The organism is Streptococcus nasisuis (assembly GCF_040836615.1).
GTDB lineage: Bacteria > Bacillota > Bacilli > Lactobacillales > Streptococcaceae > Streptococcus > Streptococcus suis_V.
In genome coordinates, this window is sequence record NZ_CP162268.1 from 1,910,634 (window position 1) to 1,935,628 (window position 24,995).

Here is a 24,995-nt window from a genome sequence, read left to right on the forward strand (position 1 = left end):
GCTAATCATAGCAAGATATGGTTCAAATTGCAAGAATGAATTCCTAACCTTCTAGTGATTTGTCGGCTGCCTGGGCCAGTCTCCCTTCCTCCAACTCAGCCTGCTCACGCGCCTGCTTTTTCAGACTCTTAATCTCACTCTTCAAGCCCATATTTTTTGCCATTCCAAGCAAATATTGGATGACCAAGCCAAGAAATACAGAGCCGAGAATGACCAAAATCAAGGGCAGACGGAAATAACCAAAGATATAATTGACCTTGACAACCTGTTGGTTAGCCAAAGACAAGACCACCATCAGAACGATAATAACCAGTAAGCCGATTAGGGATAGTTTTTTCTTCATATAACACCTCTTTCATCTGTCAGTCTATCATAAAACAGGAATCGTGACAAGGAAGGGGGATTGGGAATTGTATAGGAATATTTTCAGAAATTACTGCTTTATTTTTTTACATATAAATAGGCAGATGAATCAAATGAAACACCTGCCTATTCTCAATTTTTTTCATTTTCCAAAGAAACTATTCCCTGAAAAATAAGGAGGAACCTATGACAAAATATCAGTAAACAATCGTTGTTTTATCATCCAACATAAGCAACGCTACCTCTTGATATAAGTATATATCCTCATTATAATTTTTGCAACAAGTTTTTAGTTTGATATTTGTAAATAGGATACAATTTTTAAACTCTCAAAACTAAGAAGACACAAATAAAAACATTCAACAATTTCATAAGTTCCGCTGCTTTCCCACCCTCAAAAATAGACTTTTCTTCATTTCTTTCCTATTTCATGATACAATAGAGCTATGAGAATCCAACAATTATATTATGTTATAAAAATTGCAGAAACAGGGAGTATGAACGAGGCTGCAAAACAGCTTTTCATTACCCAACCAAGCCTGTCCAATGCTATCCGCGACCTGGAAAAAGAGCTCAATATCAAGATTTTTTTTCGTAATCCCAAAGGCATTACCCTGACCAAGGACGGGATTGAGTTTCTATCCTATGCCCGCCAGATTGTCGAGCAGACTGAGCTGCTGGAAGGCCGCTATAAAAATCCCAATGCCAAGCGCCAACTCTTCAGCGTATCCTCCCAGCACTACGCCTTTGTGGTCAATGCCTTTGTCTCCCTGCTCAAGGAGACTGAAATGGAAGACTACGAGCTCTTCCTGCGGGAAACCCGGACCTGGGAAATCATCGATGACGTCAATAATTTCCGCTCAGAAATCGGCGTCCTCTTCCTTAATAACTACAACCGTGAAGTCCTGCTCAAGTTGCTGGATGACCACAGGCTCTCCCATACGCATCTTTTCACTGCCAAGCCTCATGTTTTCGTCAGCAAGACCAATCCACTGGCACAAAAGAAAAGTATTAGCCTAGACGACTTAGCTGACTATCCCTACCTCAGCTATGAGCAAGGAATTCACAATTCCTTCTACTTTGCCGAGGAAATTCTCTCCCAAGTCCACCACAAGAAATCCATCGTCGTATCCGATAGGGCCACCCTCTTCAATCTCCTGATTGGGCTAAACGGCTATACGGTTGCGACTGGTATCTTGAACTCCAACCTAAATGGGGACAATATCGTCTCCATCCCGCTGGATTATGACGATGAAATCGAGCTCATCTACATCAAACATGAGAAAGCTGTCCTATCCGACATGGGGGAAAAATTCATTGCCTATCTCCTGGATGAAGTAAAATTCGATAAAAAATAATGATATATTTAAATAGATTTTTTCTATCAATATATGTTGTAATGCTATCATGAAAGCAGTTGAAAGTGATGTTGGAAATATTTCAACAAAACCACGGGAACCGCTTTCATTTTTTTGTTTTTTATGCTATAATACTTCTATAATAAATTTTAAGGAGTGATGAGATGGCTCAAAATAAAATGTTAGCTATGATTCTTGCAGGTGGACGGGGAACCCGTCTTGAAGGTTTAACAAAAAAGGTGGCCAAACCTGCCGTTGCCTTCGGTGGAAAATACCGAATCATCGATTTCCCTCTCAGTAACTGTGCCAACTCTGGTATCGATATTGTCGGTGTCTTGACCCAGTACGAACCGGTCTTGCTCAACTCATACGTTGCCCAATCACAGCGTTGGGGGTTGGATGTCCAAGGTTCTGGTATTTTTGTCCTGCCACCAAGTGAGAAAATCGAAGGTTTTGGTCTCTATAAGGGCACGGCTGACGCCATCACTCAAAATATCGACTTCATTGATTTGAACGAGCCTGAGTATGTCCTCATCCTGTCTGGTGACCACATCTACAAGATGAATTATGACAAGCTCTTGGATACCCACATTTCTAAGAAGGCTGATGCGACTATTGCGGTTATCGAAGTGCCTATCAAGGAAGCGTCGCGCTTTGGTATCATGAACACAGATGATGAGTACCGCATCGAAGAATTTGAGGAAAAACCAGCCAATCCTAAGAGCAATCTTGCCTCAATGGGTATCTATATTTTTACATGGAAAACGCTCAAGAAATACCTCCTGGAAGACGACAAATCAGAAACCTCATCACACGACTTCGGCCACGATATCATTCCAAAATACCTGGCAGACGGTCGCACTCTGATCGCACATCCATTCCGTGGCTACTGGAAGGACGTGGGTACGGTTAATAGTCTCTGGGAATCTAACATGGACCTGATTGACCATGCGGATGAGCTAGACCTGTCTGACCGTTCATGGAGAATCTACTCTGAAGACAAGGGCTCTCCTGCTCAAGTAATCAGTGCTACTGCCTCTGTCAAGTCTGCCTATATCGACAAGGGAGCCATTATTGATGGTGCTATCGAGCACTCTGTTATCTCAAATGATGTGCAAGTTAATGTCGATGCTGTTGTCAAAAATTCTGTCCTCCTGCCTGGTGCTGTCATCGGTGAGGGCGTTGAATTGGACTATGTTATCGTGGCTGAAAATGTCAAGATTGCGGACGGTGTCAAATTAGCTGGCGAACCAGACAATATCCTCTTGATTGATAAGAATGTGAACAAGTAAGAAAGGTCGATTATGTTAAGAAATACTCTAGGAATTGTAAATATTGAAGGGAATAATGTTCACTTCGGTAATGTCATGGACCACCGTGGTGTGCAAGCCTTTGGTTTCCTTGGCCGCTACCGCTTGATTGACTTTGTCTTGTCCAATATGTCCAACTCTGGCATTACGGAATTTCAGGTCTACATGCCTGCCAAGATGCGCTCAACCATCCAGCACGTCGGAACTGGTAAGCACTACAACATTAACAGTAAGCGTGGTTCGCTCCGTCTCTTGAACGGCGTGACCGACCCTAATTCTGTCTACCAGCATGACATCAATGCCTTTTCAGAAAACCTTCATTACATTGAAAGTTCGACCAAGGAATATGTGCTGATTGCGCCATCTTACTTCCTCTACAGCCAAGATTTCACAAAGGTCATAGCAGAGCATCAGGAAACTGGAGCTGACATCACCGTTCTCTACAAAAATGTTATGGACGCCAAGGAGCATTTTATCGGCTGCCAAACCTTGAAATTCGATGATGACAAGCGGGTCGTGGCCTTTGAAGAAAACCACGGTAAATACAAGAATCGTCCTGTTTCACTTGAAGCCTACATCATGAAGCGGACCACCTTTATCGAGCTCATCCGCCGTGCCAACAAGGTTTCCTCGCTCTACTGGCTCAAGGATATCCTGCGCGATGTGGCTGACCAGTATGTCATCCGTGGCTACGCCCACCGTGACTTCGTTGCCTGCATCAACAGCATTGATAGCTATTTCAATACTCAGCTGGACCTCTTGCAGCGTGATACGCGCAAATTGCTCTTCAAAAATGACTGGCCTATCCATACCCAGACCAGCGATTCATCTCCTACTCTTTACGGACCGCTGGCAGATGTCAAACGCTGCCTGATTGCCAACGGTGCCAATATCAATGGTCAGGTTGAAAATTCTATTATTGACCGAGATGTCATTATCGAAGACGGGGTGACCATTAAGAACTCTATTATTTTAAATGGCGTAACGGTGCGCAACGGTGTCACTATTGAAAATGCCATTATCGATAAGGCGACCAAGATTGTTCATTCTACGGATATTAAAGGAACAGCAAGTAATCCAGCCTATATCAAGGCACATCAAATCATCTAGGAGTAAACATGACAAAAAAATCTGTACTCTTTGTAGCATCTGAGGGACTTCCATTCATCAAAACTGGCGGCTTGGCCGATGTTATCGGCTCTCTGCCAAAAGAATTGGTCAAACAGGGGATGGATGTTCGGGTGGTGCTGCCACTTTACAAGAAAATCGCCATCAACAACCATGCTGATTTTGATTATGTATCCAGCTACGATGTGCGAGCAGGCGATATCCAGTCCATGGCCAATGTCTACAGCCAGATCGTCGATGGTGTGACCTTCTACTTCATCGAACATCGTGATTTCTTTGAGCGCGACGAGCTCTATGGCTACGATGATGACTCCATGCGGTTTGGGTTCTTCCAGCATGCGACCTGCCGTCTGCTTGAGGCTCTCAACTTCTTCCCAGATGTCATTCATTCCCACGACTGGCATGCGGCGGTCATGCCCTTCCTCTGTCGGACCTTCTACAGCTACCGGGAGGAATTCCGTAATATCAAGCATGTCTTTACCATTCATAACCTGGCTTTCCAAGGGATTTTCAACAAGCAAGCCCTCTGGTCTGCCCTGGGGATGGACTACAGCTACTATCTGGATGGTATTGCACGTTTCCACGACGAGTGTATCAGCTTTATGAAGCTAGGTATACTCTATGCTGACAAAGTAACGACTGTTTCTGATACCTACGCCAGAGAAATCCTTACTGAAGAATTTGGTGAGAATATGCAGCATGTCTTAGAACTGCGCAAGCATGATTTGACAGGCATTGTCAACGGCATCGACTATGATAGCTGGGATAGCCAGACAGACCCATACTTGGTGAAAAATTATTCATTCGACACTCTTGCTGATAAAAAGGCCAATAAACTTACCCTCCAAGCTCAATTTGGCTTGCCGCAGGATGAGAATGTCATCATGGTAGGTATCGTATCTCGCCTAACATGGCAGAAAGGATTTTACCTGCTGACGGAGGTCTTGGGCCACCTGCTCCAAGCCCATGTCCAATTTATTATCCTGGGCAATGGCGAAGCAGATATCGAAAATGCCTTCAACCATTTCAAGCATGCCTATCCGGAAAAATTTGCCTTCTATCGCGGCTATAATGAACCGTTGGCCCACCAAATTTATGCAGCCAGTGACCTTTTCCTCATGCCATCCATGTTTGAGCCCTGTGGTATTAGCCAGCTGATTTCCATGCACTATGGGACCCTGCCGCTTGTCCGTGAGACAGGGGGATTGGTGGACACCGTCAAGCCATACCACATCGAAACAGCTCAAGGAACTGGCTTTAGCTTCGGCGGCCGTGATGCCTACAGTATGAAACAGGTCTATGACCTGGCCCTACAGACCTACTACGACCGACCAGAAGACTGGAATGCCATGGTCAAGCAAGCCATGGAAGAAGACTTCAGCTGGACCTCTTCAGCAGAGAAATACATCTGGCTCTATCGGGAAATTGCAGGCTAAATGTAGAAACTGTAAAACAATAGCGGGAGTGGAACCTGATCCACTCCCTTTTCACAAATGGAGATTGCAATGACAGAATTTACAGAATTAGATTTATATTATATGAAATCTGGTGAGCATACCACTCTCTATGAGAAGATGGGGGCTCATATCATCAAGGAGCGTAATAAAATTCTTGGCACCCAATTTCGTGTCTATGCTCCAAATGCGAGAGAAATCTTTTTAGTTGGTGATTTCAATAACTGGGATCGCAGTCATCCCATGAATCGGGAAATTGACGGGGTCTTTGAGCTCTATGTGCCTGATTTGAAATCACTGGAAGACTACAAGTACCTGATTATCAGCCACGACGGTCGGGAAATTTATAAGGCGGACCCCTATGCCTTTTTCAGCCAGGTCCGGCCCAATACTGCCTCCACGACCTATAACAGTCGCTATAAGTTTAAGGACAATATCTGGATGTATGACCGGGTTTCTTACGATTTCAAGGAAGAACCTGTGTCCATTTACGAGGTTCATCTGGGTTCTTGGAAACAAAAGGTTGTCAATCAAAACCAGGCTGGCGCCCCGCTTGAATCCTTCTATTCCTATAAGGAAATCGCCCCTCTCTTGATTGACTATGTCAAGGAAAACAAATTCACCCACATCGAGCTGATGCCCATCACCGAGCATCCTCTGGACGCCTCTTGGGGCTATCAGGTCACTGGCTATTACAGTCCGACCAGCCGCTATGGCAAGCCTGATGAATTAAAATACCTGGTAGACCAGTGCCACCAGGCTGGGATTGGAGTCATCTTGGACTGGGTTCCCCTCCACTTCTGTAAGGATGCCCATGGTCTCTATCAGTTTGACGGCTCCTGGCTCTATGAATATTTCCATGAAAATGACCGTGAAAATAGACAGTGGGGTACGGCTAACTTTGACCTGGGTAAGGGCATTACGCGGTCCTTCCTCCTCTCTAACCTTAAATACTGGCTAGACAACTTCCATTTTGACGGCATTCGGGTCGATGCCCTCTCCTATCTCCTCTATTGGCGCGGAGAAACCGAAGAGGACAAAATCAACCATGCCGCAATTGACTTTATCAAGCGGGTCAATGCCATGGTTCACACCGATTACAAGGGCGTTCTCATGATTGCCGAGGATTCCTCAAGCTATCCAAAAGTCACCCATGCACTGGAAGACGGCGGTATTGGCTTTGACCTCAAATGGGACTTGGGCTGGATGAATGATACCCTGAAATTTGTCGAGCGTCCGGCTGTGTGTCGTAAATACCATTCCAAGGAAATCACCTTTGGCATGTATTACAATCAAAATGAGCGCTTCCTTCTACCCCTGTCCCACGACGAAGTTGTCCATGGGAAACACTCTATCATTGATAAGATGAATGGAGACTATGAGGATAAATTCCACCTGGCCCGTGTTTACTACAGCTTCTACTATGCCCATCCTGGCAAAAAACTTCTCTTTATGGGCAATGAATGGGGCCACATCCGCGAATGGCATGAATATACAGAGATGGACTGGGGATTGCGCCTTTATCCAAACCACGAGTCCTTCTACCAGATGATGAAAACCCTGTCTAACTTCTATCGGGACAATGATGCCTTTTGGAAATACGACCATCAAGCCTATGAAAAGGGCTTTGATTGGATAACAATCGATGAAGAGGCCAGCGTCTACGCCTTTGTCCGCAAGAGTGATAACCAGGAAATTCTAACTGTTCATAACTTCAATGATCAGGAGGTCTTCGATGTGCACCTGGCCCTGCCAACAGATTCTGAATACAAACTGGTCTTCTCATCCAATGCCATTCCAATGGAATCCTTCAGCCTCTATCCGGATGAAAATGGAGCCAAGATTACCGTTCCAAGGTTGACGTCCTTCTATCTGGAGCGAGTGAAATAGCGATAAAATCTTGTGCCTTTGGTGCAAGATTTTTTTCTGTGCATTTGAGGAAAAATTCCACACAAAAAAGCCAGCCACCGTTTAGATGACTGACCTATGTATTCTATTCAACTGCTGTGTAAGTTGCTGCTTTCTCAAGGAAGGCGTCAAATTCACCTTTTGCTTTGACATCAGCGATAACCTTGTCGATTTCTGCCTTGAGGTCTGCGCTGCCTTTTGGAAGAGCAATGACTTTTGAATTTTCATCAATTTTTGGGAACTCAGCTTTGGCGATTGCCAAGTCAGCATTTTGTGAAACATAACCTGCTGCCACTGGCGAGTCCATCAAGACTGCATCAACCTTACCAGCCTTCAATTCGTTGACCGCTTCGCCCATCAAAGTGAGAGAAACAATCTTAGCGCTGCTCAAGTTTTCTTTAGCATACGTTTCTTGAGTAGAACCTTTTTGAACGGCCAAGTTAAGACCTGCAAGAGCGTCGGTATCTTTAATCTGCTCTGCCTTGTCCTTGTTGACCAAGAGAACATCTGAAATCAGGTAATATTCTTCAGAGAAATCAAATGTTTTTGCACGTTCTTCTGAGTAAGAAATACCCGCAATGGCGATATCTGCCTTGCCATTTTGCACGCTGGTCAAGACGTTGTCAAAGTTCATTGGAGAGATTTCCAATTTTACGCCCAATTCATCAGCAATTTTCTGTGCCAACATGATGTCCGCACCAACGACTTCGTTTTTGCCGTCTACAAGTGCTTGGAATTCAAAAGGTGCATAGTCTGGGCTAGTAGCTGCGACCAAGGTACCTTTTTCCTTGATAGCATCCAAAGTTGACTTGCTTGACTCCGTCGTTGACGATGAACAAGCTGCCAAGGTAAGACCAGCTACAACAGTTGCTGCAAGAGTTAAAATTTTGTTAAATTTCATGATAATTTCCTTCTTTATTGCTTATGTTTTCAGATATTCTGAAACAATATGACCTATTATATGGCATTTTTATTCATTTGTCAACGGGAGTGCTTTGAATATTTATTCTTTATTTACTGATTGACTGTTGGTAGGCTTCTTCAACAAAGTCTGACATCTTGCCTGACTCAACCAGCTCTTTCACGACCTTGTCAATCTTAGCTTTCAGCTCTGCGCTTCCTTTTGGCATGGCAACAGCATAAGAGTCCGAGATGGTTGTCTCAATGTCCATGTCCACAATTTGCAGGTCTGGGTTGCTACCCACATAAGCCTTAGCAATCGGTTCTTCAAAGATTACGCCGTCCAATTGGCCAGATTTTAATTGCTGGATCAGGTCGCCATTCTTCTCAAGACTGAGGATGGAGGAGTCAGCAAAAGCCTCCTTGGCAACGGATTCTTGGATAGAACCTTTCTGGGTACCGATGGTTACTGATGCGAAATCTTTAGCCTTGCTGTATTTAGCTGCGTCATCCTTTTTGACAATCATCTTATTGACCGACTGGTAGTAGGCTTCTGAGAAGTCGTAGGTTTTGGCGCGTTCTTCTGTGGCAGAAATCCCTGAAATACCAACGTCCGCCGTACCTTTTTGGACACTTGCCAATACGTTAGAGAAGCTCATTGGTGAGAACTCTACTTCCACGCCCAATTCTTCACCGATGGCCTTGGCCAACTCGATATCTGCCCCTACGATGGTATCCTTACCGTCAATCAATTGCTTGTATTCAAAGGGCGGGAATTCTGGGTTGAGGGCAACGACCAGGGTCCCCTTGTCTTCGATTTTTTCAAGTGTGGTTTGGTCGCTGTTTGATGAACCACATGCAGCCAAAGCAAAACTAGCAAAGCAAACTGTCGCAAATGTATAAACTTTTTTTAATTTCATGATAATCTCCTTTTTATGCAATAGACACTATTTTTATACCATACATTTCGTATGTTTATGCTATTTTATACCATAATTATGCAATTGTCAACCATAAAATACGAATTTTTATACACTTTCTTGAAAAAATGAAAAATGTTGAAAAAACACCCTGTTGCCAGAGTGTTCCAGATATCAGTTTTAATCAATTTCTAAGCCGCCTGTATACAGTCTGTAGTAGACGCCTTTTTTCTCCATGAGCTCTGCGTGGTTACCACGTTCGACAATGCGTCCATGGTCCATAACCATAATGACATCAGAGTTGACAATCGTTGACAAGCGGTGGGCTATGACAAAGACGGTCCGGCCCTGCATGAGCTTGTCCATACCCTCTTGGACCATTTTCTCGGTCAAGGAGTCGATAGAGGAAGTCGCCTCATCTAAAATCAGGACCGGAGCATTGGCTAGGGCTGCCCTGGCAATAGCAATCAGCTGACGTTGACCATTTGACAAGCCAGCCCCATCACCGCTAATCTGGGCGTCGTAGCCATTTTCCAAATGTTTGACAAAGCGGTCAACATTAGATAATTTTGCCGCAGCCAGTATCTCATCTCGACTGGCAGCTTCATTGCCATAGGCGATATTTTCCGCAATGGTCCCTGTAAAGAGGTGGGTATCCTGCAAGACAATGCCCAGGGATTTCCTCAGAGAAGCCTTATCAATCAAACGAATGTCAATGCCGTCGTAGGTAATCATGCCTGACTGGATCTCGTAAAAACGGTTAATGAGATTGGTAATAGTCGTTTTCCCAGCTCCTGTCGCTCCAACAAAGGCAATCTTCTGCCCCTGCTCAGCATAGAGATCAATATCAAACAGCACCTGGTGGTCCGCATCATAGGCAAAATTAACATTTTCAAACACAACTTTCCCCACCAGAGGAATCAAGCTAAAGCTACCATCTGTTTGAGGGTGTTTCCAGGCCCAGAGCCCAGTTTTCTCAGTGGTTTCGACCAGCTGCTGGTCTACTTGTTTATAATTGACAAGAGTCACCTGGCCTTCATTGACTTCATCTTCTTGGTCCAGCAGGTCAAATATCCGATCCCCACCGGCCAAGGCCATGAGGACAAAGTTGAGTTGCTGGGTCACATTGGCAATGGGTTGGACCAATGAACGATTGAGTTGGAGGAAGGTCACCAAGCCTCCGATGGTAATACCAGCCATACCTGTTACGCTAAAATAACCACCCAGAACCGCAATCAGGACATAGGAGACATTTCCCAGATTCCCAATCGTTGGGAAGAGAATATTTCCGTAAGAATTGGCCTTGGATGAGGATTCAAACAGGGCCTGGTTATAACGCTCAAAGTCTGTCATGACTTCTTCTTCATGAACGAAGGCCTTAACCACCTTTTGCCCAGCAATCATTTCCTCGATATAACCATTTTCCGCACCAAGATTGGCCTGCTGATTCTTAAAGTAAACTTTGGCCTTCTTGGTAATGGCGCGGGCAGTGAAGAACATGATGACCAACATCAGAAAGACCAGAAGAAAGAGTTGAGGACTGATACGCAGCATGGACACGGTCACACCGCTAATGGTAATGATAGAGACCAAAAACTGCGGAATGGATTGCTCAATAGCCTGTCGCAAGCTGTCAATATCATTGGTATAGACGGACATGATGTCCCCATGGGCATGGCTGTCAAAATACTTGACCGGAAGCCCCTGCATTTTGGCAAATACCTGATTGCGCAGACCCCGTAGGGTATCCTGGGAAATAATAGCCAACATGAAATTGAAGAGATAGTTGGCAAACGCACCAAAAATCCCAATCAAACCGAGATTGAGCAAGAAACTGGCCAGAGGACCGAAATCTTTTTCCTCCGCTGCCAATAGGGGCAGGATGAATTGGTCAATTAAGACTCGGATAGAGGACGTAATGTAGACGGTCACCAGAGAAGCAGCCACAATCAAGACCAGGGCCAGGCTCAATTTTAAGGGATGATTCTTCCAAATATAAGCCAAAATTCTGCTGATGGATGACCAGCTGGCTTTTTTTCCTGACTTAGACATGGTCACTACCTCCCTTGGTTTGGCTTTGGTAAATATCTTGATAGATGGCATTGCTGACTAAGAGTTCTTGGTGGCTACCAAAACCAGAAATCTGTCCATCATCCAAGACAATAATCTTATCCGCATCTTGTATGGAGGAAATCCGTTGGGAAATGATGAGCGTAGTCACTCCTTCCAAATTCTCAGCCAAGCCTTTGCGAATATAGGCATCTGTCTTGGTATCAACAGCTGATGTGGAATCGTCTAAAATCAAGATTTTTGGCTTGGTCAACAGGGCTCTGGCAATGCAGAGACGTTGTTTTTGTCCGCCAGATAGATTGGCTCCCCCACGCTCAAGCATGGTATCGTAGCCTTTTTCAAACTCAGAGATAAAGTAATGGGCCTGGGCAATTTTAGCCGCTCCAATCAGCTCTTCCATGCTGGCATCTTTATTGCCCCAGCGGAGATTTTCACTTATGCTACCAGAAAATAGGGTATTGGTCTGCAAGACCATGGCAACATTCCGACGAAGAATGTCCAAATCATAGTCTTTGACGTTGACTCCGCCGACCAGGACTTGACCAGACTGAACGTCGTACATTCGTGGTAAAAGCTGGATAAGACTGGATTTGCCTGAGCCAGTTCCACCGATAATCCCAATCATTTGCCCAGCTTCAATGGTAAGATTGATGTCTTTCAATACTGCACCGTCTTCAGCTGATTGATAGCCAAAAGTGACATTTTTGTATTGAATAGAACCGTCCGCTACTTCTAGCACAGGATTTTCCGGTGAATGGATGCTGGACTCCGTCTCCAAAACCTCCACAATCCGCTCAACCGAAGCAATGGACAGGCTAAGCATGACAAAAATCGTGGTAAACATCATGAGAGACATGAGAATCGTCATGGTGTAGGAGAACATAGACGTCAACTCACCAGTCGTAAATTCTCCTGCGACAATCAGCCTTGCTCCCAGCCAGGAAATCCCAATAATGGATGCGTACATGGACAGCATCATGGCTGGGTTATTGACCAGGATAATCCGAATCGCTTTCAGAAACAGATCGTAAATTTTCTGGGTCGCACGGTTGAACTTGGCAATCTCATGCTCCTCCTTGACATAGGACTTAACCACCCGGATATTGGTAATATTTTCTTGAATGGCCGCTGTCAATCCATCATAGGCCCGGAAGACCTTTCTAAAAGTTGGATGACCATAGCGTAGGGCTAAGAATAGGACAATGCCCAGGAATAGGGCCACATAGACGAAGATAGAGGCAATTTCCCTGTTAATAAAAAATGCAATGGAAATGGCGACAATCAGATTGAGCGGTGCCCGGACACAGACACGAATAATCATCTGGTAGGCATTCTGCACATTGGTCACATCCGTCATCATCCGAGTCACCAGACTGGCAGATGAAAATTGGTCAATATTCTCAAATGAAAAGCCCTGTATTTTCTCAAACATGGCCTTGCGGAGATTTTTGGCAAATCCAGCCGATGCAATACCGGCGAATTTACTAGAGGCCCGCCCCAAAAACAAGGAACAGAGGGCACTGACCAGCATCATACTACCGTAAATCAGAATACTGTTCAAGTCGCTCCGATTGATCCCTTGATCGATAATCGCCGCCATCAAAAAGGGAATGGATAGCTCGAACAGCACTTCAATCGTCATCGCCAAGGATGCCAAAATCGAGGGTCGCTTATAGTTACCAACATAGCCTAGTAGTATCTTATACATACTTCTCCTCCTTTATCACAATTATCACTAATTATTATTATATTACTATTCAAGAAAATATTCAATGATAAACAGGAAAAAAAGCCGAACATCCTTGTTCAACTTTGCTCCTATCTATAATTTCTATCCCATTCTCCGTCCTGGTCTTTCCTTGTATAGAAAAATTCAGACAGATTTGGATCATCCATGACCTTGAGAATTTCCAGCAAGTCATAGGCCAAATCCATTTGGGGTAAATCCGATTTTTTAACCCAACGAACTTCTCCTTCTTCCGTCGAGTGGAGTTGACCGGTAAATGCTGTCGCCTTGTAGAGAAAGACAATGTAACGATGCCCCTCCTTATCAGGCCAGTGCTTGGTCCCAACCAGCTGGGCATTCTGAATTGTCAGACCGGTTTCTTCATAGACCTCACGGACGACCGAATCATAAAATGGCTCATTTTCCTCAATGTGGCCCCCTGGGAATGCAACGCCGGACCAACGATAACGATCGGGGTCGCGGATTTGTACCACCACATTTCCATCCTTGTCTTCAATGAGGCACATATTGGTCAGGGTAACGGTTTGCTTACGGGACATAGTTCACTCCTTTTATAATATATCCCTCATTATACCACAAAAGCCAAGGAAATCCCTCGGCTTTGTTAATTTCTTACCAACGTGGTTCTGCTTCAAAGGTCCATTTTCGGGTCCAGGAATGGCTCTGACCTGGCTGGATAGAAATGGTTTGGATGATTTCTGGGCTGACGATATGGTCCGTTGCCCATAGGAGGAGACTGGTTGGAGTGACGCTGTCCGTCCCAGTCACGCTAGCCTTAGCACCCTTGTGCAAGAGTTTCCATGAAAACTCATCTCGGAGCGGAGCATTTTCCGTAGAAAGCACACTCAAAGACACATCGGTCTCACACTTGTCAAAGGCAATAGCCTTGCCGTTTGCTATAAAATTATTATGCTCGTAGCCACCAAATCCCTCCAGGCGCTGGTCGCCCAAATCATACATGTCCGGCAGCTCCAGGCGGTAGTCAGGCGAAATAGCCATCCCATCGATACTGAGGAAATTATGGCAATATTCCTCAGTCACAATCTCCCGCTCGCCAACATTAGTGATGGTCGCCTCCAAAATCAGGTGATTGTCCTCTATCCGAATGGTCTTACGCACCTGAGCCGCAATGCCCAAACAAGGCACCGCATCCGTCACAAAGTCCGCACTGGTCTCCGTATGGCTAAAAGTCACAGGATAGGGCACAACCTCCTCATACTTGTGTTCAAACAGGTAGCCCAGGTCGCTGTCTTGCTTGATCAGACCCACTCCTAGCTTTGGAAAATAGTTTCCGACTGCAGCACCTTGTGAAAAATCACCCGAAAACTCACAACACAGACCGCGGCCGCCCGATGACAAGTGTCTCAGGTTCATGGGTTCATTGGCACAGAAATGCGTATCTCCGTCCAAAATGACATTAGAGATGAAACCAGCTCGGTCAAAGCGAAAAGTATCATTGGGCCGCTCGCCAGGCTCAGCAATCTCCACTCGCAGGCGATGATTGGTAAGGTAGATCATAAGAACCTCCGTGAATATTTTATAACATAATTATATATTAAGTATACACCTAAAACAATAGCCTACCCTACTTTTCCAAAATCATCCGATATTCTGTCCGTTCTTGGCCTAGATGGACCTGTTTGCTCACCCCATCAAAGCGAAAGCCGACTTTTTCATAGAAAGAAATAGCACGCGCATTTCCTTCCAGCACCCAGAGGCAAACTCTATCGTAGTCTTGCATTTTTTCCAGCGCAGCTTGGAGCAGTCGGTAGCCGACTTTCTGACCGTAGACATCCGCCAGCACATAGAGGGCGTATAGTTCGCCAGCATTTTCCAAATCCTCCGACATGGACTGACCATAGCAGGAAAAGCCTACTACCTGGTCATTTTCAAGAGCCACAAAAATCCTCTCCGGATAGCGAAAAGCAAAGTCTTGACGGTGTTCCAGCGAATAGGTATTTTGCAGAAAATCCTGCGGCAATAGGTCTGCATATGCCTCCTGCCAAGCCTTCCAATGAACATAGGCCTTGCCCATCTTTTCCTCGTCCGTCTGCATGGGTTTAATAATCATCACTATCGCCTCCTTTTGAAATGATTATACTGAAAAAAAGAAGCTAACACAAAGTCAACTTCTCATCTTCATTACGGGTGCAAGCGGTGCAACATACGTGGGAATGGAATGGCTTCGCGAATATGCTTGGTACCTGCCACGAAGGTCACCATCCGCTCGATACCGATACCGAAACCACCGTGTGGCACTGAACCGTATTTACGCAGGTCAAGGTAGAATTCGTATTCTGACTTGTCCATACCGAGTTCGTCCATCTTAGCTACCAAGGCATCGTAGTCATCCTCACGCATAGAGCCACCGATGATTTCCCCGTAGCCCTCTGGAGCCAACAAGTCCGCACAGAGCACGCGCTCAGGATTTCCAGGAACTGGTTTCATGTAGAAAGCCTTGAAGCTTGCTGGATAGTTGACCACAAAGGTCGGTACGCCAAAGTAGTTTGAAATCCAAGTTTCATGAGGTGATCCGAAGTCATCCCCGTGTTCGATGTGTTCGTAGTCCGTATCTTCATCAGCCTCATGTTCTTGCAAGAGCGAGATAGCATCGTCGTAAGCCACACGTTTAAAGGGCTCTGCAATGTAGCGTTTGAGAGCATCCACATCACGCTCCAGCGTTTCAAGAGCCTGTGGCGCACGGTCAATTACACCTTGAATCAAGAACTTAACATAGGCCTCTTGCAAATCAAGCGATTCATCGTGTGATAGGAATGAGTATTCCGCATCCATCATCCAGAATTCTGTCAAGTGACGGCGAGTTTTTGATTTTTCTGCACGGAAAACAGGACCAAAGTCAAAGACACGACCAAGAGCCATGGCACCAGCTTCAAGGTAAAGCTGGCCTGATTGGCTCAAGTAAGCAGGTTGACCAAAGTAGTCTGTTTCAAACAATTCTGTCGAATCTTCTGCCGCATTTCCTGACAAGATTGGGCTATCAAATTTGATAAAGCCATTTTTTTCAAAGAATTCATAGGTTACATAGATGATGGCATTACGGATTTGCTGGATAGCAACCTGTTTACGAGAACGCAACCAAAGGTGACGGTTATCCATAAGGAAGTCTGTACCATGTTCTTTAGGCCTAATTGGATAATCTTGAGACTCACCGATCACTTCAAGGTCTGTTACATCCAACTCATAACCAAACTTAGAACGCTCGTCTTCCTTGACAATCCCTGTCACATAGACTGAAGTTTCTTGACTGAGACGTTTTGCTACATCAAATTTTTCTGTACCAGCTTCTTCACCGAATTTTTCGATGAAGTTTGGTTTGAAGGCTACTGCTTGGAAGAAGGCTGTTCCGTCACGCAATTGCAGGAAAGCCAACTTGCCCTTGCCTGATTTGTTGGCAACCCAGGCACCGATGGTCACTTCTTGACCGACATAATCTTTCACTTGGTTAATCGTAATCAATTTTCTAGACATTATTGTTCCTCTTTTTATTTTTTCATAAATGTGTGTAGTCGAGCCACCGCTTCTTTGAGCGTATCCATGTCCGTCGCATAGCTGAGGCGGATATTCTCAGGAGCTCCAAAACCTGCACCGGTCACTAAGGCCACGCCGACTTCTTCCAAAATGGCTGTGGTAAATTCAGTTACATCTGTGTAGCCCTTCATTTCCATAGCTTTTTTAACATTAGGGAAGAGATAGAAGGCTCCTTCTGGCTTAATGACCTCAAAACCTGGTACTTCTGCTAGTAAGGGATGGATGGTATTAAGCCGCTCTTCAAAAGCCTGACGCATGGTTTCGACCGTATCTTGCGGACCTGTAAAGGCTTCAATGGCCGCATACTGAGCAACGGTTGTTAAGTTTGAGGTCGTTTGTCCGATAATCTTACTCATAGCCGCAATAATCTCAGGATTGCCAACCGCAAAGCCAACTCGCCAGCCTGTCATAGCATAGGCCTTGGCCACACCATTGACCACAATAGTCTGCTGGCGAATGCTTTCTGAAATACTGGAAATCGGTGTAAAGGTATTGCCATTATAGACCAGGCGACCGTAAATATCGTCTGCCAAGATAAGAATATCGTGCTCCACAGCCCAGTTTCCAATGGCTTCCAACTCCTCACGACTGTAAATCATACCTGTCGGATTGGACGGACTGTTGAGCAAGAGAATCTTGGTCTTGTCTGTCCGAGCTGCTTCTAGCTGGTCAACTGCCACCTTGAAATTGTGTTCTTCCGTCGCAGTGACAAAGACTGGCACTCCTTCGTTCATCTTGATCTGGTCAGCATAAGACACCCAATAAGGCGTTGGAATCAGAACCTCATCACCCGGATTGATAACCGCCGCAAAAAAGGCATAGAGGATAAACTTAGCACCCGTTCCCAGCACAACCTGATTGCGCTCAATGGAGTAGCCGTAAAATCGCTCAAAATACGTATTGACCGCATCTTTCAACTCTGGCAAACCAGATGCCACCGTATAAAAGCTAGCCTTGCCATTTTCAATAGAAGAAATCGCAGCCTCTTGGATATTCTTAGGAGTGAAAAAATCTGGCTCTCCCAAGGTCAACTCCAAAATATCGCGTCCCTGCGCTTTCAAGGCCTTGGCACGGGCACCAGCAGCCAAGGTCACACTTTCTTCCATTTCCAAAACGCGGTTTGATAGCTTACTCATAAGCCCTCCTTTTTGATAAAGTCTCCAGTTTTAAAATCAATGTTATAATAAGCCGTCCCTGACTTGATTTCCCAAATAGGCTTGCCCTCCCGCATGCCGATAATCGCTCGGTCAATCTGGCCGGCTCCCTGCTCTTGGGCAATGGCCTCAGCCTGGGCTTGGGTAACGCCGTCAGATAGTTTGTAAACATAAACTTGGGAGGTTTGGTCTGACACTAGGATTGCCAGCTCTTGTCCATCAGAATCCGCCCCTAAGACGGTATGAAAGTCATCCACACCTCGGTAGGAACTAATCTTTTCAATGGTTTCCAACTGGACTGCTTGACGGGCCAGATTCTCCGCCCTCTCACTTGCCTGGGCATAGGGACTGCTGGCCATTTCCAAAATCAGGAGTATAGAAAATGTCAAAACCGTCAGGATAACTGCTGAACCAATCAAGAATTGTTGACCTAAGGTCAGGCTAATCCAAGGTTCACGTGATGTTTTCGCCATAATAGGAATATTATACTATAAGTTGCCACATATTGCTAATTGAATCCGAAAATTCTGCAAAAAAACTTCAGCTAAAATTCGATATGGGAAAATGCGCTCAAAATCTTGTCAGAATCAGCTTTTTCAACCATCAAATTTCTTGCCAAAGGAACTAGTTATTGATAAAATATACTTATGAATAAAGTAGAAAACTCTCTAAAAGAAAATCAGCATGCCCTACATAGTTTAGTTGTCTTTCGTCGCGCTGCCAATACTATTAGCAGACAGGAGACAGATATCATCAGAAAACATGGGTTAACCGTTGGCCAATTCGGCGTGATGGAAGCACTTTACAATAAGGGGAATTTGCGCATCCAGGATTTGATTGATAAGCTGCTCAGCACTTCTGGCAACATGACGGTGGTCATTCGGAATATGGTCCGTGATGGCTATATCTTCAAGACCCAGGATGAAAGTGATAAGCGGGCTTCCTTGATTGGTTTGACTCCTTTCGGTCGGGAAACGATTGAGAAGGTTTTGCCGGAACACTATGCTCATGTTGGAAAAATTTTCTCTGTTTTGAGCCAGGAAGAACAGGATTTATTGGCCGATTTACTAAAAAGATTCAAATTTATGGATAAAAATGTTGCTAATTAGTGATTTATGTGTTATGATAGTCACATCAAGTAATTAAGGAGTAACATTATGTCAAACATTTTATTTTTAGTTGGGTTCTCTTCGTGAAGGTTCATTCACTGCTCAATTGGCTCAAGCTGCTGAAAATGCACTTGAAGGTAAAGCAACTGTATCTTACCTTGATTGGAAAGAAATTCCTGTATTCTCACAAGATTTGGAAGCTGATGCTCCTGCATCTGTAAAAGCTGCGCGTGAAGCAGTTGTTGCTGCTGACGCTATCTGGATTTTCTCACCAGTTTACAACGCTGCTATCCCTGGTTCAGTGAAAAACGTTCTCGATTGGCTCAGTCGTGCACTTGATTTGTCAGATCCACGTGGTGCTTCTGCTCTTCATGAAAAAGTGGCAACAGTATCTATCACTTCATTTGCACACCAAGAAGATGCAGCTGTTCAATACCGTGCACTTCTTCCATTCATCCGCACAAACTTCGTAGATGAATTGACACTTGCAACAAACGGCGCTCCAGTTGATGAAGAACAATTGGCTAAACAAGTTGACGCAGTTCTCGCTGCAATTAACTAATTCGCAAGTCTCCCTACAACAAGAACCTGTATTCACAAGCTAAATATGCTGAGCTGCAAATACAGGTTCTAAGTCTATTTCTCAGGAGATAGGCTTTTTTTACTCAAAAAGTCCTAGGTTCTTGAATACCTAGGACTGCTGCTTTTATCTGAATAGATTTTGTGTGCTTGAATTTGGACGAACCCAGATTTTTTGCGACAATATCCGCCGTCGAACTGGTTTTCTGACGTCTTCTGGTCATATTTCCTCCTAAATAAGTTATAGGCAAGAGCCCTCACTTAATTATTCGTAAAACAACCCGATTTCCTAGTTATAAGAATAGACAAGGCACCCAGATTCTGGGTGCCTATCTATTTTCTACTACCAAACAGGTCTGCTATCTGGCCTACAAATGGGAGTTGGGAAGATGCAATATAAACCAATCATTCGACTTGTGGTGGGAATGTAGGTCCAGATAAAGACCATGTAGGATAGTTGGAAAGCATAAGGATTACTCTTCTCTTCTGCGAGCTGTGCCTGCTATGGCAAGGGCAGCTAGGAAGAGGCTAGCACCAGTTGCAGTCACTGCATGTGAATCGCTGGTACCAGTATTTGGCAATTGAGCCGTACCAGGGCTAGCTGGTTGTGCGGGTCCTGCTGGTCTCGGTTGAGCTGGAGTTGTTGGAACTTCTGGCTCAACTGGAGTCTCAGGCTTGACAGGTGTCACAACAATCGGTCTACTTGGTCGAGCTGGTGGGCTCGGAATGTAGTTGATTGGTGTATCTTGACTTGGATTTCCTGGGATAGGAGGCGCAATATAGCCCTTGGTTGGATCACTTGGATCTGCTGGCTGCAATGGTACTCCTCCTGGGCCGACAGGGATATAACCCGGAACATACGGAATTGATGGTAGATCTGTACCTGGTTTGCCTGGGTCAGTCGGATGATTCGGATATGGAATCGGAGTGGATGGCTGACCTGGAATGTTTGGCACATAGCTTCCAATTGGTACATAAGTGTAGACAACACTTGTACCGCCTGCTGCAATCTTACCAGAAGCATTGCTTGGTATTTCCTTGAGCAGATAGCCCTTGATGATCTCAGGGGTGGTCGTGTAATCATCACCAACCTGACCTGGAATGGACTTGCTTGGAATCAAATCATTTCCCTTGTCATCCACATAGCGAACGGTCACGCTAGCGTCTTGTGGAATGTACTTGATAACAGTGTCTTCACCTGGCTTGCTTGGTACAGGCGGAAGCTCATAACCTCCATCTGGACTTGGTTCCAATGGAATGGTTTGTTCAGGGTTATTTGAATGTGGGTAGACAGGAATAGTTCCAGGTCTTAGTTTCTAGTGAAAATTTTTGTTTTTTCACTGTCCACTATATGGGGAGTATATCATTTTTGCAAGGGACAATGACTAGTTTATGAAATTTACACAAATATTATTGATAAGATAGAATTATATATATGTATTAGTATGTGATCGGTAGCTTGGTTTCCTCCGCTACGACCAGGCGCTTGTCCTCCTTGTCCGTAAAGGGCAGGACTGGTGGGCGCAGTCTTTCCAGGCAGGAGACCACTTGGCTACCATCCTGGTTAAACTTGAGCAGGGTATAGTAAGGGTCATGGTAAAAGAGGAAGGTGTAGCCTTGACTGTAGGCTTGCTTGATCCACTTTTCCTTGGCCTTGATGCTGTCCATGGGGTAGTCGTCTACTGCTGCCACCCAGAGGGGATTGAAGTGGGCATGGGTCAGGAGGGTGTCGGCCATGTGTATCAGGGTCTCCCCTTCTTGCTTGAGCAGGATGATGCTGTGGCCACGGCTGTGACCGCCTGTGTGGTGCATCTCAATGCCGTCGACCAGCTTGAGCTCTGAGCCAAAGGTCTGGACTTGGTCTTGGATGGCCTGCCAGTTTTCAGGCAGGTAGGTAGCCCTGGTACGGGGATTGGGATAGCGCACTTCTTCCCACTCGATGTCATTGATGTAGATGGTGGCATTTGGGAAGGTGGGAACCAGCTCGCCATCGACTAGCCTGGTCAGGCCACCGGCATGGTCATTGTGCATGTGGGTCATGAGGACCACATCGATATCCTCAGGGCTGAGGCCCAGCTGGTCCAGGCTTTCTAGGACACGGTTTTCTGAGATGACGCCGAGATTTCTCCGGAGTTTGTCACTGAGCTTTTCCGTTCCCAGGCTGGTATCAATAAGGTAATGCTTGCCCTGGTAGCTGATGAGGATGGGGTCTGTCAGGTCATGGATAAGCCCCTGTTCATTGGTCGGGTAATAGCGGGACCAGACAGCCTTGGGCACAGGTCCGAAGATGGTTCCTGCATCCGTGTACTTGTCTGCCCCTCTCAGCCAGGTCAGGGTCATCTGGCCAAATTGGTAGGTTTGTAGTTTCATATTTTCATATTCTCCTCATTTCACTTGAGTTTTACAGCCACATTTCTGCAATTTTTTTCTTGAGTCGGTCTGTTTTTCCGCCGTATTCCTTGGTAATATTTGCATCGTGAACATAACGCTCGATATCATCGTTTCCGATGAAGCTATAAGCTCCAGTTATACGAACTACTTCCTCAGAAATGGTCGAGGACAGTCTGGAGGTGATGATTTTCAGCATGGAGACCTCCCGTTCGTCTGACATATCGGTCCGCAGGTAGTCATGGTAATAGGCTTCGCAGGCAACCAGGGTCGTTTTCAGGTCGACGATGCGGAGTTGATTGATAGACACGTCGATAGGACGCTTGCCAAAGCCCCGGCGAATCTGTGAATAGGCCAGACCTTTCTTGAAGGCACCTTCTGCAATGCCCAGGGATTGAGCACTGATGGCCAGCCGCATCTTAATCATAGACTGGGTGTACTGTTGCTTGCCGGCAATCTGGTGGCCCAACAGCTGGTCGGTGGTCAGCTGGACATTTTCAAAACTAATAGGCGCCAGCGGCATAGAGCGGACACCGACCTTGTCAATGTTGGGACCAACCTGGACACCGGGAGTCTTGCTGTCGAGGACAAAGATAGCCATGTCCTTCTTGCCGTACTGGTCCACGGTCTGGCAGAGGACAAAGAGGACATCTGCCATAGGCGCATTGGAGACCATCTGCTTGCGACCGTTGATAATCCAGCCCTTGTCGGTCTGTCTGGCCATGGTTTCGGGAAATTGCTTGTCCAGATTGATATCTTCCTCGGAAAAGGCAAAGGCACCGATTTTTTTGAAGTTGAGCAAATCATCCAGATAGCGCTCCTTCTGCTCAGGACTGCCAAAATGCTCCAAGAGCCAGATGGCATAGAAGGCCTGGGTCATGAGGATGGCTGCCAAGGAGGAAAACTCGATGGACAGGAGGCGAATGACCTCTAGAAAGGTCCTGAGCCCGCTGTCTCTGTCCACAGTTTGGTGGAGCAGGTGGAAAATCTTGTGGTCTGTGACCAGCCGATTGATAAAGAGGAGCGGAAAGAGCTTGTGCTCATCATAGTGGGCTGCTTGGCCAACTATCTCAGCCTGGATATAGTCGCTAATCTGGTCTAACTTTTCTTGGTCGTATTGCATGATTCACCTACTTTATTCGACAGGCGTGTAGTATAATTTCAGGAATTCTTCGTAGACAAAGGACTCGATTTCATTGGTCTTGGACTTGTACGGTCGGCAGAACCAGATATTAAAAGGTAAAAAGTCTCTGAAGCGGACCATGGTGTGCTTGTCCTTGTCCACCAAATCTTCGATTGGCCGGGGCAGGAGGGTGATGATATTATTGCCAGATGTGACTTCGATTAGGTAGTCCCAAGAGTAGGCTAGGAAGCTGAGCTTAGGCTTGATTTTTTCTTTTTTGAACTTGTCCTTGAGGAGGTGGTAGGTGGTGTAGGACTTGTTAAAGGTGGCGACTTGATAGGGTTCAATGTCCTTCCACTCAAGCAGGTCCTTGCTGGCCAAGGGATGATTCTTGTCCATAAAAGCCACGTATTCGTCCATCTGGATGATGTGCTGCTCGTATTTTTGGCTATCCAGGGAGGTCGGCTCAATGACCACGACAAAGTTGAGGTCCTCAGCCAGGAACATGCGGTTGAGGTCCACTCCTCCTCCTTCGGTAATCTGGATATCAATATTTGGGTGTTTGAGCAGGAAGTCCGGCAGGATATTGGCAAAATAGACCCGCAATATCAAAGACGGAATACCCAGACGGATGGTGCCCTTCTGCTTGGTAGACTCGGTCTGAATCATGCTTTGCATATCTTCGTATTTCTCGACAATTTCGGTGGCAAAGCGGTAGACACGCTCACCTGCCTCGGTCAGTTTTTCCAGGCGACCATTTTTCCGATGGAAGAGCTGGAGCCCTTCATTGGTCTCAAACTGGGTGATGAACTGGCTGAGAGCTGACTGGCTGATATGAATCTTCTTAGCGGCTAGAGATAGATTACAGTTGTTCTCAACAATATTGATAAAATACCCCATTTGAACAATATCCATTCCCATAGCATATCCTCCTTTGTCCTTTTGGACAAGCGTTTTTCATATAATCTTGTCTCACCTATCTGAACTGATAGCTAGGTGATGTTTTTTCATGTTTTGTTTATCGTTTTGCCCTAAAAAATCTGGTAACTAAAGTTTCAATGTGTTTTTTAGTAGACAACGATAAATTCCTCGATTTATTATATCATGTTACTGAATATTTTTAAATAAATCTGCTCGAATTTCACAAATAAATCCCAGCAAATTGACTACTGGGATATTTCTTGTACTTAACATCTATCAAACCGACCTCAAGAACCGTCCCATTGTCTTGTTGCTAGTAAGTGTAGCTAGTAAAGTCAGGTTTGCGGAAATGCTTTCCTAGATTGGCATGGTGATGACATTGTCAGCAACGACCACATCACCTGCTGTTTTTTCTAGGACTTCTTCTACCGTCACTCCAGGAGCTACTTCCTTGAGCAGGTATTTGCCATCTTGGAATTCAAATACGGCTAATTCGGTGATGACCATGGATACCACTCCTTTGGCAGACAGTGGCAGGGTGCATTCTTTGAGGATCTTGGATTCACCGTTTTTATCGACATGTTGCAGGGCCACAATCACGCGCTTGGCACCAACCAAGAGGTCCATGGCGCCGCCCATGCCTGGCGCGAATTTTCCTGGAATAATCCAGTTGGCAATGCTGGCGTCCTGGCTAACTTCAAGGGCTCCAAGCACAGTCGCATCCACGTGACCACCACGGATGATGGCAAAGGATGTTTGGATATCAAAGGTTGAAGCTCCTGGCATAAGGGTGATGGGAGCACCACCTGAGTTGGCAATATTTGGATGGTAGTTGTCCTTGCCTGGGGTTTCACCGAAACGAAGGGCTCCATTTTCAGCTTGGAGAATAACGCTCACTCCAGCTGGGATATAGTCAGCAGATGCGTTTGGAATACCGAATCCCAGGTTGACAACGTCTCCGTCATGGAATTCTAAAGCGACACGACGTGCAATAACTTCTTTTGCTTTCATATT

24 protein-coding genes are annotated in these 24,995 nt (G+C 45.5%); 7 read left to right on the forward strand and 17 right to left on the reverse strand.

Annotation, left to right across the window (positions count from 1 at the left end):
- Nucleotides 1-43 precede the first annotated feature (43 nt).
- Entirely contained in the window at nucleotides 44-343 is a 300-nt protein-coding gene (locus AB1F57_RS09660; RefSeq protein WP_367985684.1) for a lipopolysaccharide assembly LapA domain-containing protein, read from the reverse strand.
- A gap of 466 nt (nucleotides 344-809) precedes the next feature.
- Here AB1F57_RS09660 and AB1F57_RS09665 point away from each other — a divergent pair, with 466 nt between their 5' ends.
- From AB1F57_RS09665 to glgB, 5 genes are all read left to right on the forward strand, one after another.
- Nucleotides 810-1,721 (forward strand): LysR family transcriptional regulator, encoded by a 912-nt coding sequence (locus AB1F57_RS09665; protein ID WP_167784988.1) that lies wholly within the window; start codon nucleotides 810-812, stop codon nucleotides 1,719-1,721.
- 164 nt (nucleotides 1,722-1,885) lie between these two features.
- Nucleotides 1,886-3,013 (forward strand): glucose-1-phosphate adenylyltransferase, encoded by a 1,128-nt coding sequence (locus tag AB1F57_RS09670; protein ID WP_167784987.1) that lies wholly within the window; start codon nucleotides 1,886-1,888, stop codon nucleotides 3,011-3,013.
- 12 nt (nucleotides 3,014-3,025) lie between these two features.
- Entirely contained in the window at nucleotides 3,026-4,141 is a 1,116-nt protein-coding gene (gene glgD / locus AB1F57_RS09675) for a glucose-1-phosphate adenylyltransferase subunit GlgD (RefSeq protein WP_105138125.1), read from the forward strand.
- An 8-nt stretch (nucleotides 4,142-4,149) separates the two neighbouring features.
- Nucleotides 4,150-5,595 (forward strand): glycogen synthase GlgA, encoded by a 1,446-nt coding sequence (glgA, locus tag AB1F57_RS09680; RefSeq protein ID WP_367985685.1) that lies wholly within the window; start codon nucleotides 4,150-4,152, stop codon nucleotides 5,593-5,595.
- A gap of 69 nt (nucleotides 5,596-5,664) precedes the next feature.
- A complete protein-coding gene (gene glgB, locus AB1F57_RS09685) occupies nucleotides 5,665-7,503 on the forward strand; it encodes a 1,4-alpha-glucan branching protein GlgB (RefSeq protein ID WP_367985686.1) in 1,839 nt (612 codons plus the stop codon).
- 103 nt (nucleotides 7,504-7,606) lie between these two features.
- Here the strand turns inward: glgB and AB1F57_RS09690 are convergent, their stop codons facing one another.
- The 10 genes from AB1F57_RS09690 to AB1F57_RS09735 all read right to left on the reverse strand — a co-directional run bounded on the left by AB1F57_RS09690 (nucleotide 7,607) and on the right by AB1F57_RS09735 (nucleotide 18,334).
- On the reverse strand, nucleotides 7,607-8,422 hold the full coding sequence (locus AB1F57_RS09690; RefSeq protein WP_170238521.1) for a transporter substrate-binding domain-containing protein: 816 nt from the start codon (nucleotides 8,420-8,422) through the stop codon (nucleotides 7,607-7,609).
- 109 nt (nucleotides 8,423-8,531) lie between these two features.
- The gene (locus tag AB1F57_RS09695) at nucleotides 8,532-9,341 is read right to left on the reverse strand and encodes a transporter substrate-binding domain-containing protein (protein WP_170238522.1); all 810 of its coding nucleotides are present in this window, start codon (nucleotides 9,339-9,341) and stop codon (nucleotides 8,532-8,534) included.
- Between the two features lie 180 nt (nucleotides 9,342-9,521).
- Nucleotides 9,522-11,393, reverse strand: a complete 1,872-nt coding sequence (locus AB1F57_RS09700) for an ABC transporter ATP-binding protein (protein ID WP_217468981.1) — start codon at nucleotides 11,391-11,393, stop codon at nucleotides 9,522-9,524.
- The gene (locus tag AB1F57_RS09705; protein WP_105138131.1) at nucleotides 11,386-13,119 is read right to left on the reverse strand and encodes an ABC transporter ATP-binding protein; all 1,734 of its coding nucleotides are present in this window, start codon (nucleotides 13,117-13,119) and stop codon (nucleotides 11,386-11,388) included. The genes AB1F57_RS09700 and AB1F57_RS09705 overlap by 8 nt, the downstream gene beginning before the upstream one ends.
- A gap of 110 nt (nucleotides 13,120-13,229) precedes the next feature.
- On the reverse strand, nucleotides 13,230-13,697 hold the full coding sequence (locus AB1F57_RS09710; RefSeq protein ID WP_105138132.1) for an 8-oxo-dGTP diphosphatase: 468 nt from the start codon (nucleotides 13,695-13,697) through the stop codon (nucleotides 13,230-13,232).
- A 73-nt stretch (nucleotides 13,698-13,770) separates the two neighbouring features.
- A complete protein-coding gene (locus tag AB1F57_RS09715) occupies nucleotides 13,771-14,676 on the reverse strand; it encodes a hypothetical protein (protein WP_367985687.1) in 906 nt (301 codons plus the stop codon).
- Nucleotides 14,677-14,743: 67 nt separating this feature from the next.
- On the reverse strand, nucleotides 14,744-15,229 hold the full coding sequence (locus AB1F57_RS09720; RefSeq protein ID WP_367986350.1) for an N-acetyltransferase family protein: 486 nt from the start codon (nucleotides 15,227-15,229) through the stop codon (nucleotides 14,744-14,746).
- 71 nt (nucleotides 15,230-15,300) lie between these two features.
- On the reverse strand, nucleotides 15,301-16,647 hold the full coding sequence (gene asnS / locus AB1F57_RS09725) for an asparagine--tRNA ligase (RefSeq protein ID WP_367985688.1): 1,347 nt from the start codon (nucleotides 16,645-16,647) through the stop codon (nucleotides 15,301-15,303).
- 14 nt (nucleotides 16,648-16,661) lie between these two features.
- Nucleotides 16,662-17,843 carry a pyridoxal phosphate-dependent aminotransferase gene (locus AB1F57_RS09730; protein WP_367985689.1) on the reverse strand — a complete coding sequence of 394 codons (1,182 nt, stop codon included), beginning with the start codon at nucleotides 17,841-17,843 and terminating at the stop codon, nucleotides 16,662-16,664.
- On the reverse strand, nucleotides 17,840-18,334 hold the full coding sequence (locus AB1F57_RS09735) for a PepSY domain-containing protein (protein ID WP_167784977.1): 495 nt from the start codon (nucleotides 18,332-18,334) through the stop codon (nucleotides 17,840-17,842). The genes AB1F57_RS09730 and AB1F57_RS09735 overlap by 4 nt, the downstream gene beginning before the upstream one ends.
- Nucleotides 18,335-18,508: 174 nt before the next feature.
- Between AB1F57_RS09735 and AB1F57_RS09740 the strand changes: the two genes are divergently transcribed.
- Together AB1F57_RS09740 and AB1F57_RS09745 are read left to right on the forward strand one after the other, a co-directional pair.
- Nucleotides 18,509-18,970, forward strand: a complete 462-nt coding sequence (locus tag AB1F57_RS09740; protein WP_105138166.1) for a MarR family transcriptional regulator — start codon at nucleotides 18,509-18,511, stop codon at nucleotides 18,968-18,970.
- A gap of 70 nt (nucleotides 18,971-19,040) precedes the next feature.
- Nucleotides 19,041-19,532 (forward strand): NADPH-dependent FMN reductase, encoded by a 492-nt coding sequence (locus tag AB1F57_RS09745; protein WP_170243815.1) that lies wholly within the window; start codon nucleotides 19,041-19,043, stop codon nucleotides 19,530-19,532.
- Between the two features lie 103 nt (nucleotides 19,533-19,635).
- Here AB1F57_RS09745 and AB1F57_RS09750 read toward each other — a convergent pair whose 3' ends face one another.
- The 6 genes from AB1F57_RS09750 to AB1F57_RS09775 form a co-directional block, all read right to left on the reverse strand.
- Nucleotides 19,636-19,773, reverse strand: coding sequence for a hypothetical protein (locus AB1F57_RS09750; RefSeq protein ID WP_161498030.1), 138 nt, complete (start codon nucleotides 19,771-19,773; stop codon nucleotides 19,636-19,638).
- 249 nt (nucleotides 19,774-20,022) lie between these two features.
- Nucleotides 20,023-20,802 (reverse strand): MucBP domain-containing protein, encoded by a 780-nt coding sequence (locus tag AB1F57_RS09755; protein WP_167784976.1) that lies wholly within the window; start codon nucleotides 20,800-20,802, stop codon nucleotides 20,023-20,025.
- 187 nt (nucleotides 20,803-20,989) lie between these two features.
- Nucleotides 20,990-21,919: an MBL fold metallo-hydrolase gene (locus AB1F57_RS09760; RefSeq protein WP_105138171.1), complete on the reverse strand. Its 930-nt coding sequence runs from the start codon at nucleotides 21,917-21,919 to the stop codon at nucleotides 20,990-20,992.
- Nucleotides 21,920-21,950: 31 nt separating this feature from the next.
- Nucleotides 21,951-23,060 carry an acyl-CoA dehydrogenase family protein gene (locus AB1F57_RS09765; RefSeq protein WP_367985690.1) on the reverse strand — a complete coding sequence of 370 codons (1,110 nt, stop codon included), beginning with the start codon at nucleotides 23,058-23,060 and terminating at the stop codon, nucleotides 21,951-21,953.
- 12 nt (nucleotides 23,061-23,072) lie between these two features.
- On the reverse strand, nucleotides 23,073-23,975 hold the full coding sequence (locus AB1F57_RS09770) for a LysR family transcriptional regulator (protein WP_367986351.1): 903 nt from the start codon (nucleotides 23,973-23,975) through the stop codon (nucleotides 23,073-23,075).
- A 363-nt stretch (nucleotides 23,976-24,338) separates the two neighbouring features.
- Nucleotides 24,339-24,992 (reverse strand): 3-oxoacid CoA-transferase subunit B, encoded by a 654-nt coding sequence (locus tag AB1F57_RS09775; RefSeq protein WP_105110501.1) that lies wholly within the window; start codon nucleotides 24,990-24,992, stop codon nucleotides 24,339-24,341.
- Nucleotides 24,993-24,995: the final 3 nt, after the last annotated feature.

Excerpts from the sequence above, each read along its gene's own strand:
- AB1F57_RS09760 (WP_105138171.1), bottom strand. The coding sequence starts at position 21,919 with ATGAAACTACAAACCTACCAATTTGGCCAGATGACCCTGACCTGGCTG.
- AB1F57_RS09670 (WP_167784987.1), top strand. The coding sequence starts at position 1,886 with ATGGCTCAAAATAAAATGTTAGCTATGATTCTTGCAGGTGGACGGGGA.
- AB1F57_RS09695 (WP_170238522.1), bottom strand. The coding sequence starts at position 9,341 with ATGAAATTAAAAAAAGTTTATACATTTGCGACAGTTTGCTTTGCTAGT.
- AB1F57_RS09750 (WP_161498030.1), bottom strand. The coding sequence starts at position 19,773 with ATGACCAGAAGACGTCAGAAAACCAGTTCGACGGCGGATATTGTCGCA.
- AB1F57_RS09770 (WP_367986351.1), bottom strand. The coding sequence starts at position 23,975 with ATGGATATTGTTCAAATGGGGTATTTTATCAATATTGTTGAGAACAAC.
- AB1F57_RS09740 (WP_105138166.1), top strand. The coding sequence starts at position 18,509 with ATGAATAAAGTAGAAAACTCTCTAAAAGAAAATCAGCATGCCCTACAT.
- AB1F57_RS09715 (WP_367985687.1), bottom strand. The coding sequence starts at position 14,676 with ATGATCTACCTTACCAATCATCGCCTGCGAGTGGAGATTGCTGAGCCT.
- AB1F57_RS09690 (WP_170238521.1), bottom strand. The coding sequence starts at position 8,422 with ATGAAATTTAACAAAATTTTAACTCTTGCAGCAACTGTTGTAGCTGGT.
- AB1F57_RS09765 (WP_367985690.1), bottom strand. The coding sequence starts at position 23,060 with ATGCAATACGACCAAGAAAAGTTAGACCAGATTAGCGACTATATCCAG.
- AB1F57_RS09720 (WP_367986350.1), bottom strand. The coding sequence starts at position 15,229 with ATGATTATTAAACCCATGCAGACGGACGAGGAAAAGATGGGCAAGGCC.
- AB1F57_RS09705 (WP_105138131.1), bottom strand. The coding sequence starts at position 13,119 with ATGTATAAGATACTACTAGGCTATGTTGGTAACTATAAGCGACCCTCG.
- glgB (WP_367985686.1), top strand. The coding sequence starts at position 5,665 with ATGACAGAATTTACAGAATTAGATTTATATTATATGAAATCTGGTGAG.
- AB1F57_RS09710 (WP_105138132.1), bottom strand. The coding sequence starts at position 13,697 with ATGTCCCGTAAGCAAACCGTTACCCTGACCAATATGTGCCTCATTGAA.
- AB1F57_RS09735 (WP_167784977.1), bottom strand. The coding sequence starts at position 18,334 with ATGGCGAAAACATCACGTGAACCTTGGATTAGCCTGACCTTAGGTCAA.
- asnS (WP_367985688.1), bottom strand. The coding sequence starts at position 16,647 with ATGTCTAGAAAATTGATTACGATTAACCAAGTGAAAGATTATGTCGGT.
- glgA (WP_367985685.1), top strand. The coding sequence starts at position 4,150 with ATGACAAAAAAATCTGTACTCTTTGTAGCATCTGAGGGACTTCCATTC.
- AB1F57_RS09730 (WP_367985689.1), bottom strand. The coding sequence starts at position 17,843 with ATGAGTAAGCTATCAAACCGCGTTTTGGAAATGGAAGAAAGTGTGACC.
- glgD (WP_105138125.1), top strand. The coding sequence starts at position 3,026 with ATGTTAAGAAATACTCTAGGAATTGTAAATATTGAAGGGAATAATGTT.
- AB1F57_RS09665 (WP_167784988.1), top strand. The coding sequence starts at position 810 with ATGAGAATCCAACAATTATATTATGTTATAAAAATTGCAGAAACAGGG.
- AB1F57_RS09775 (WP_105110501.1), bottom strand. The coding sequence starts at position 24,992 with ATGAAAGCAAAAGAAGTTATTGCACGTCGTGTCGCTTTAGAATTCCAT.
- AB1F57_RS09700 (WP_217468981.1), bottom strand. The coding sequence starts at position 11,393 with ATGTCTAAGTCAGGAAAAAAAGCCAGCTGGTCATCCATCAGCAGAATT.
- AB1F57_RS09660 (WP_367985684.1), bottom strand. The coding sequence starts at position 343 with ATGAAGAAAAAACTATCCCTAATCGGCTTACTGGTTATTATCGTTCTG.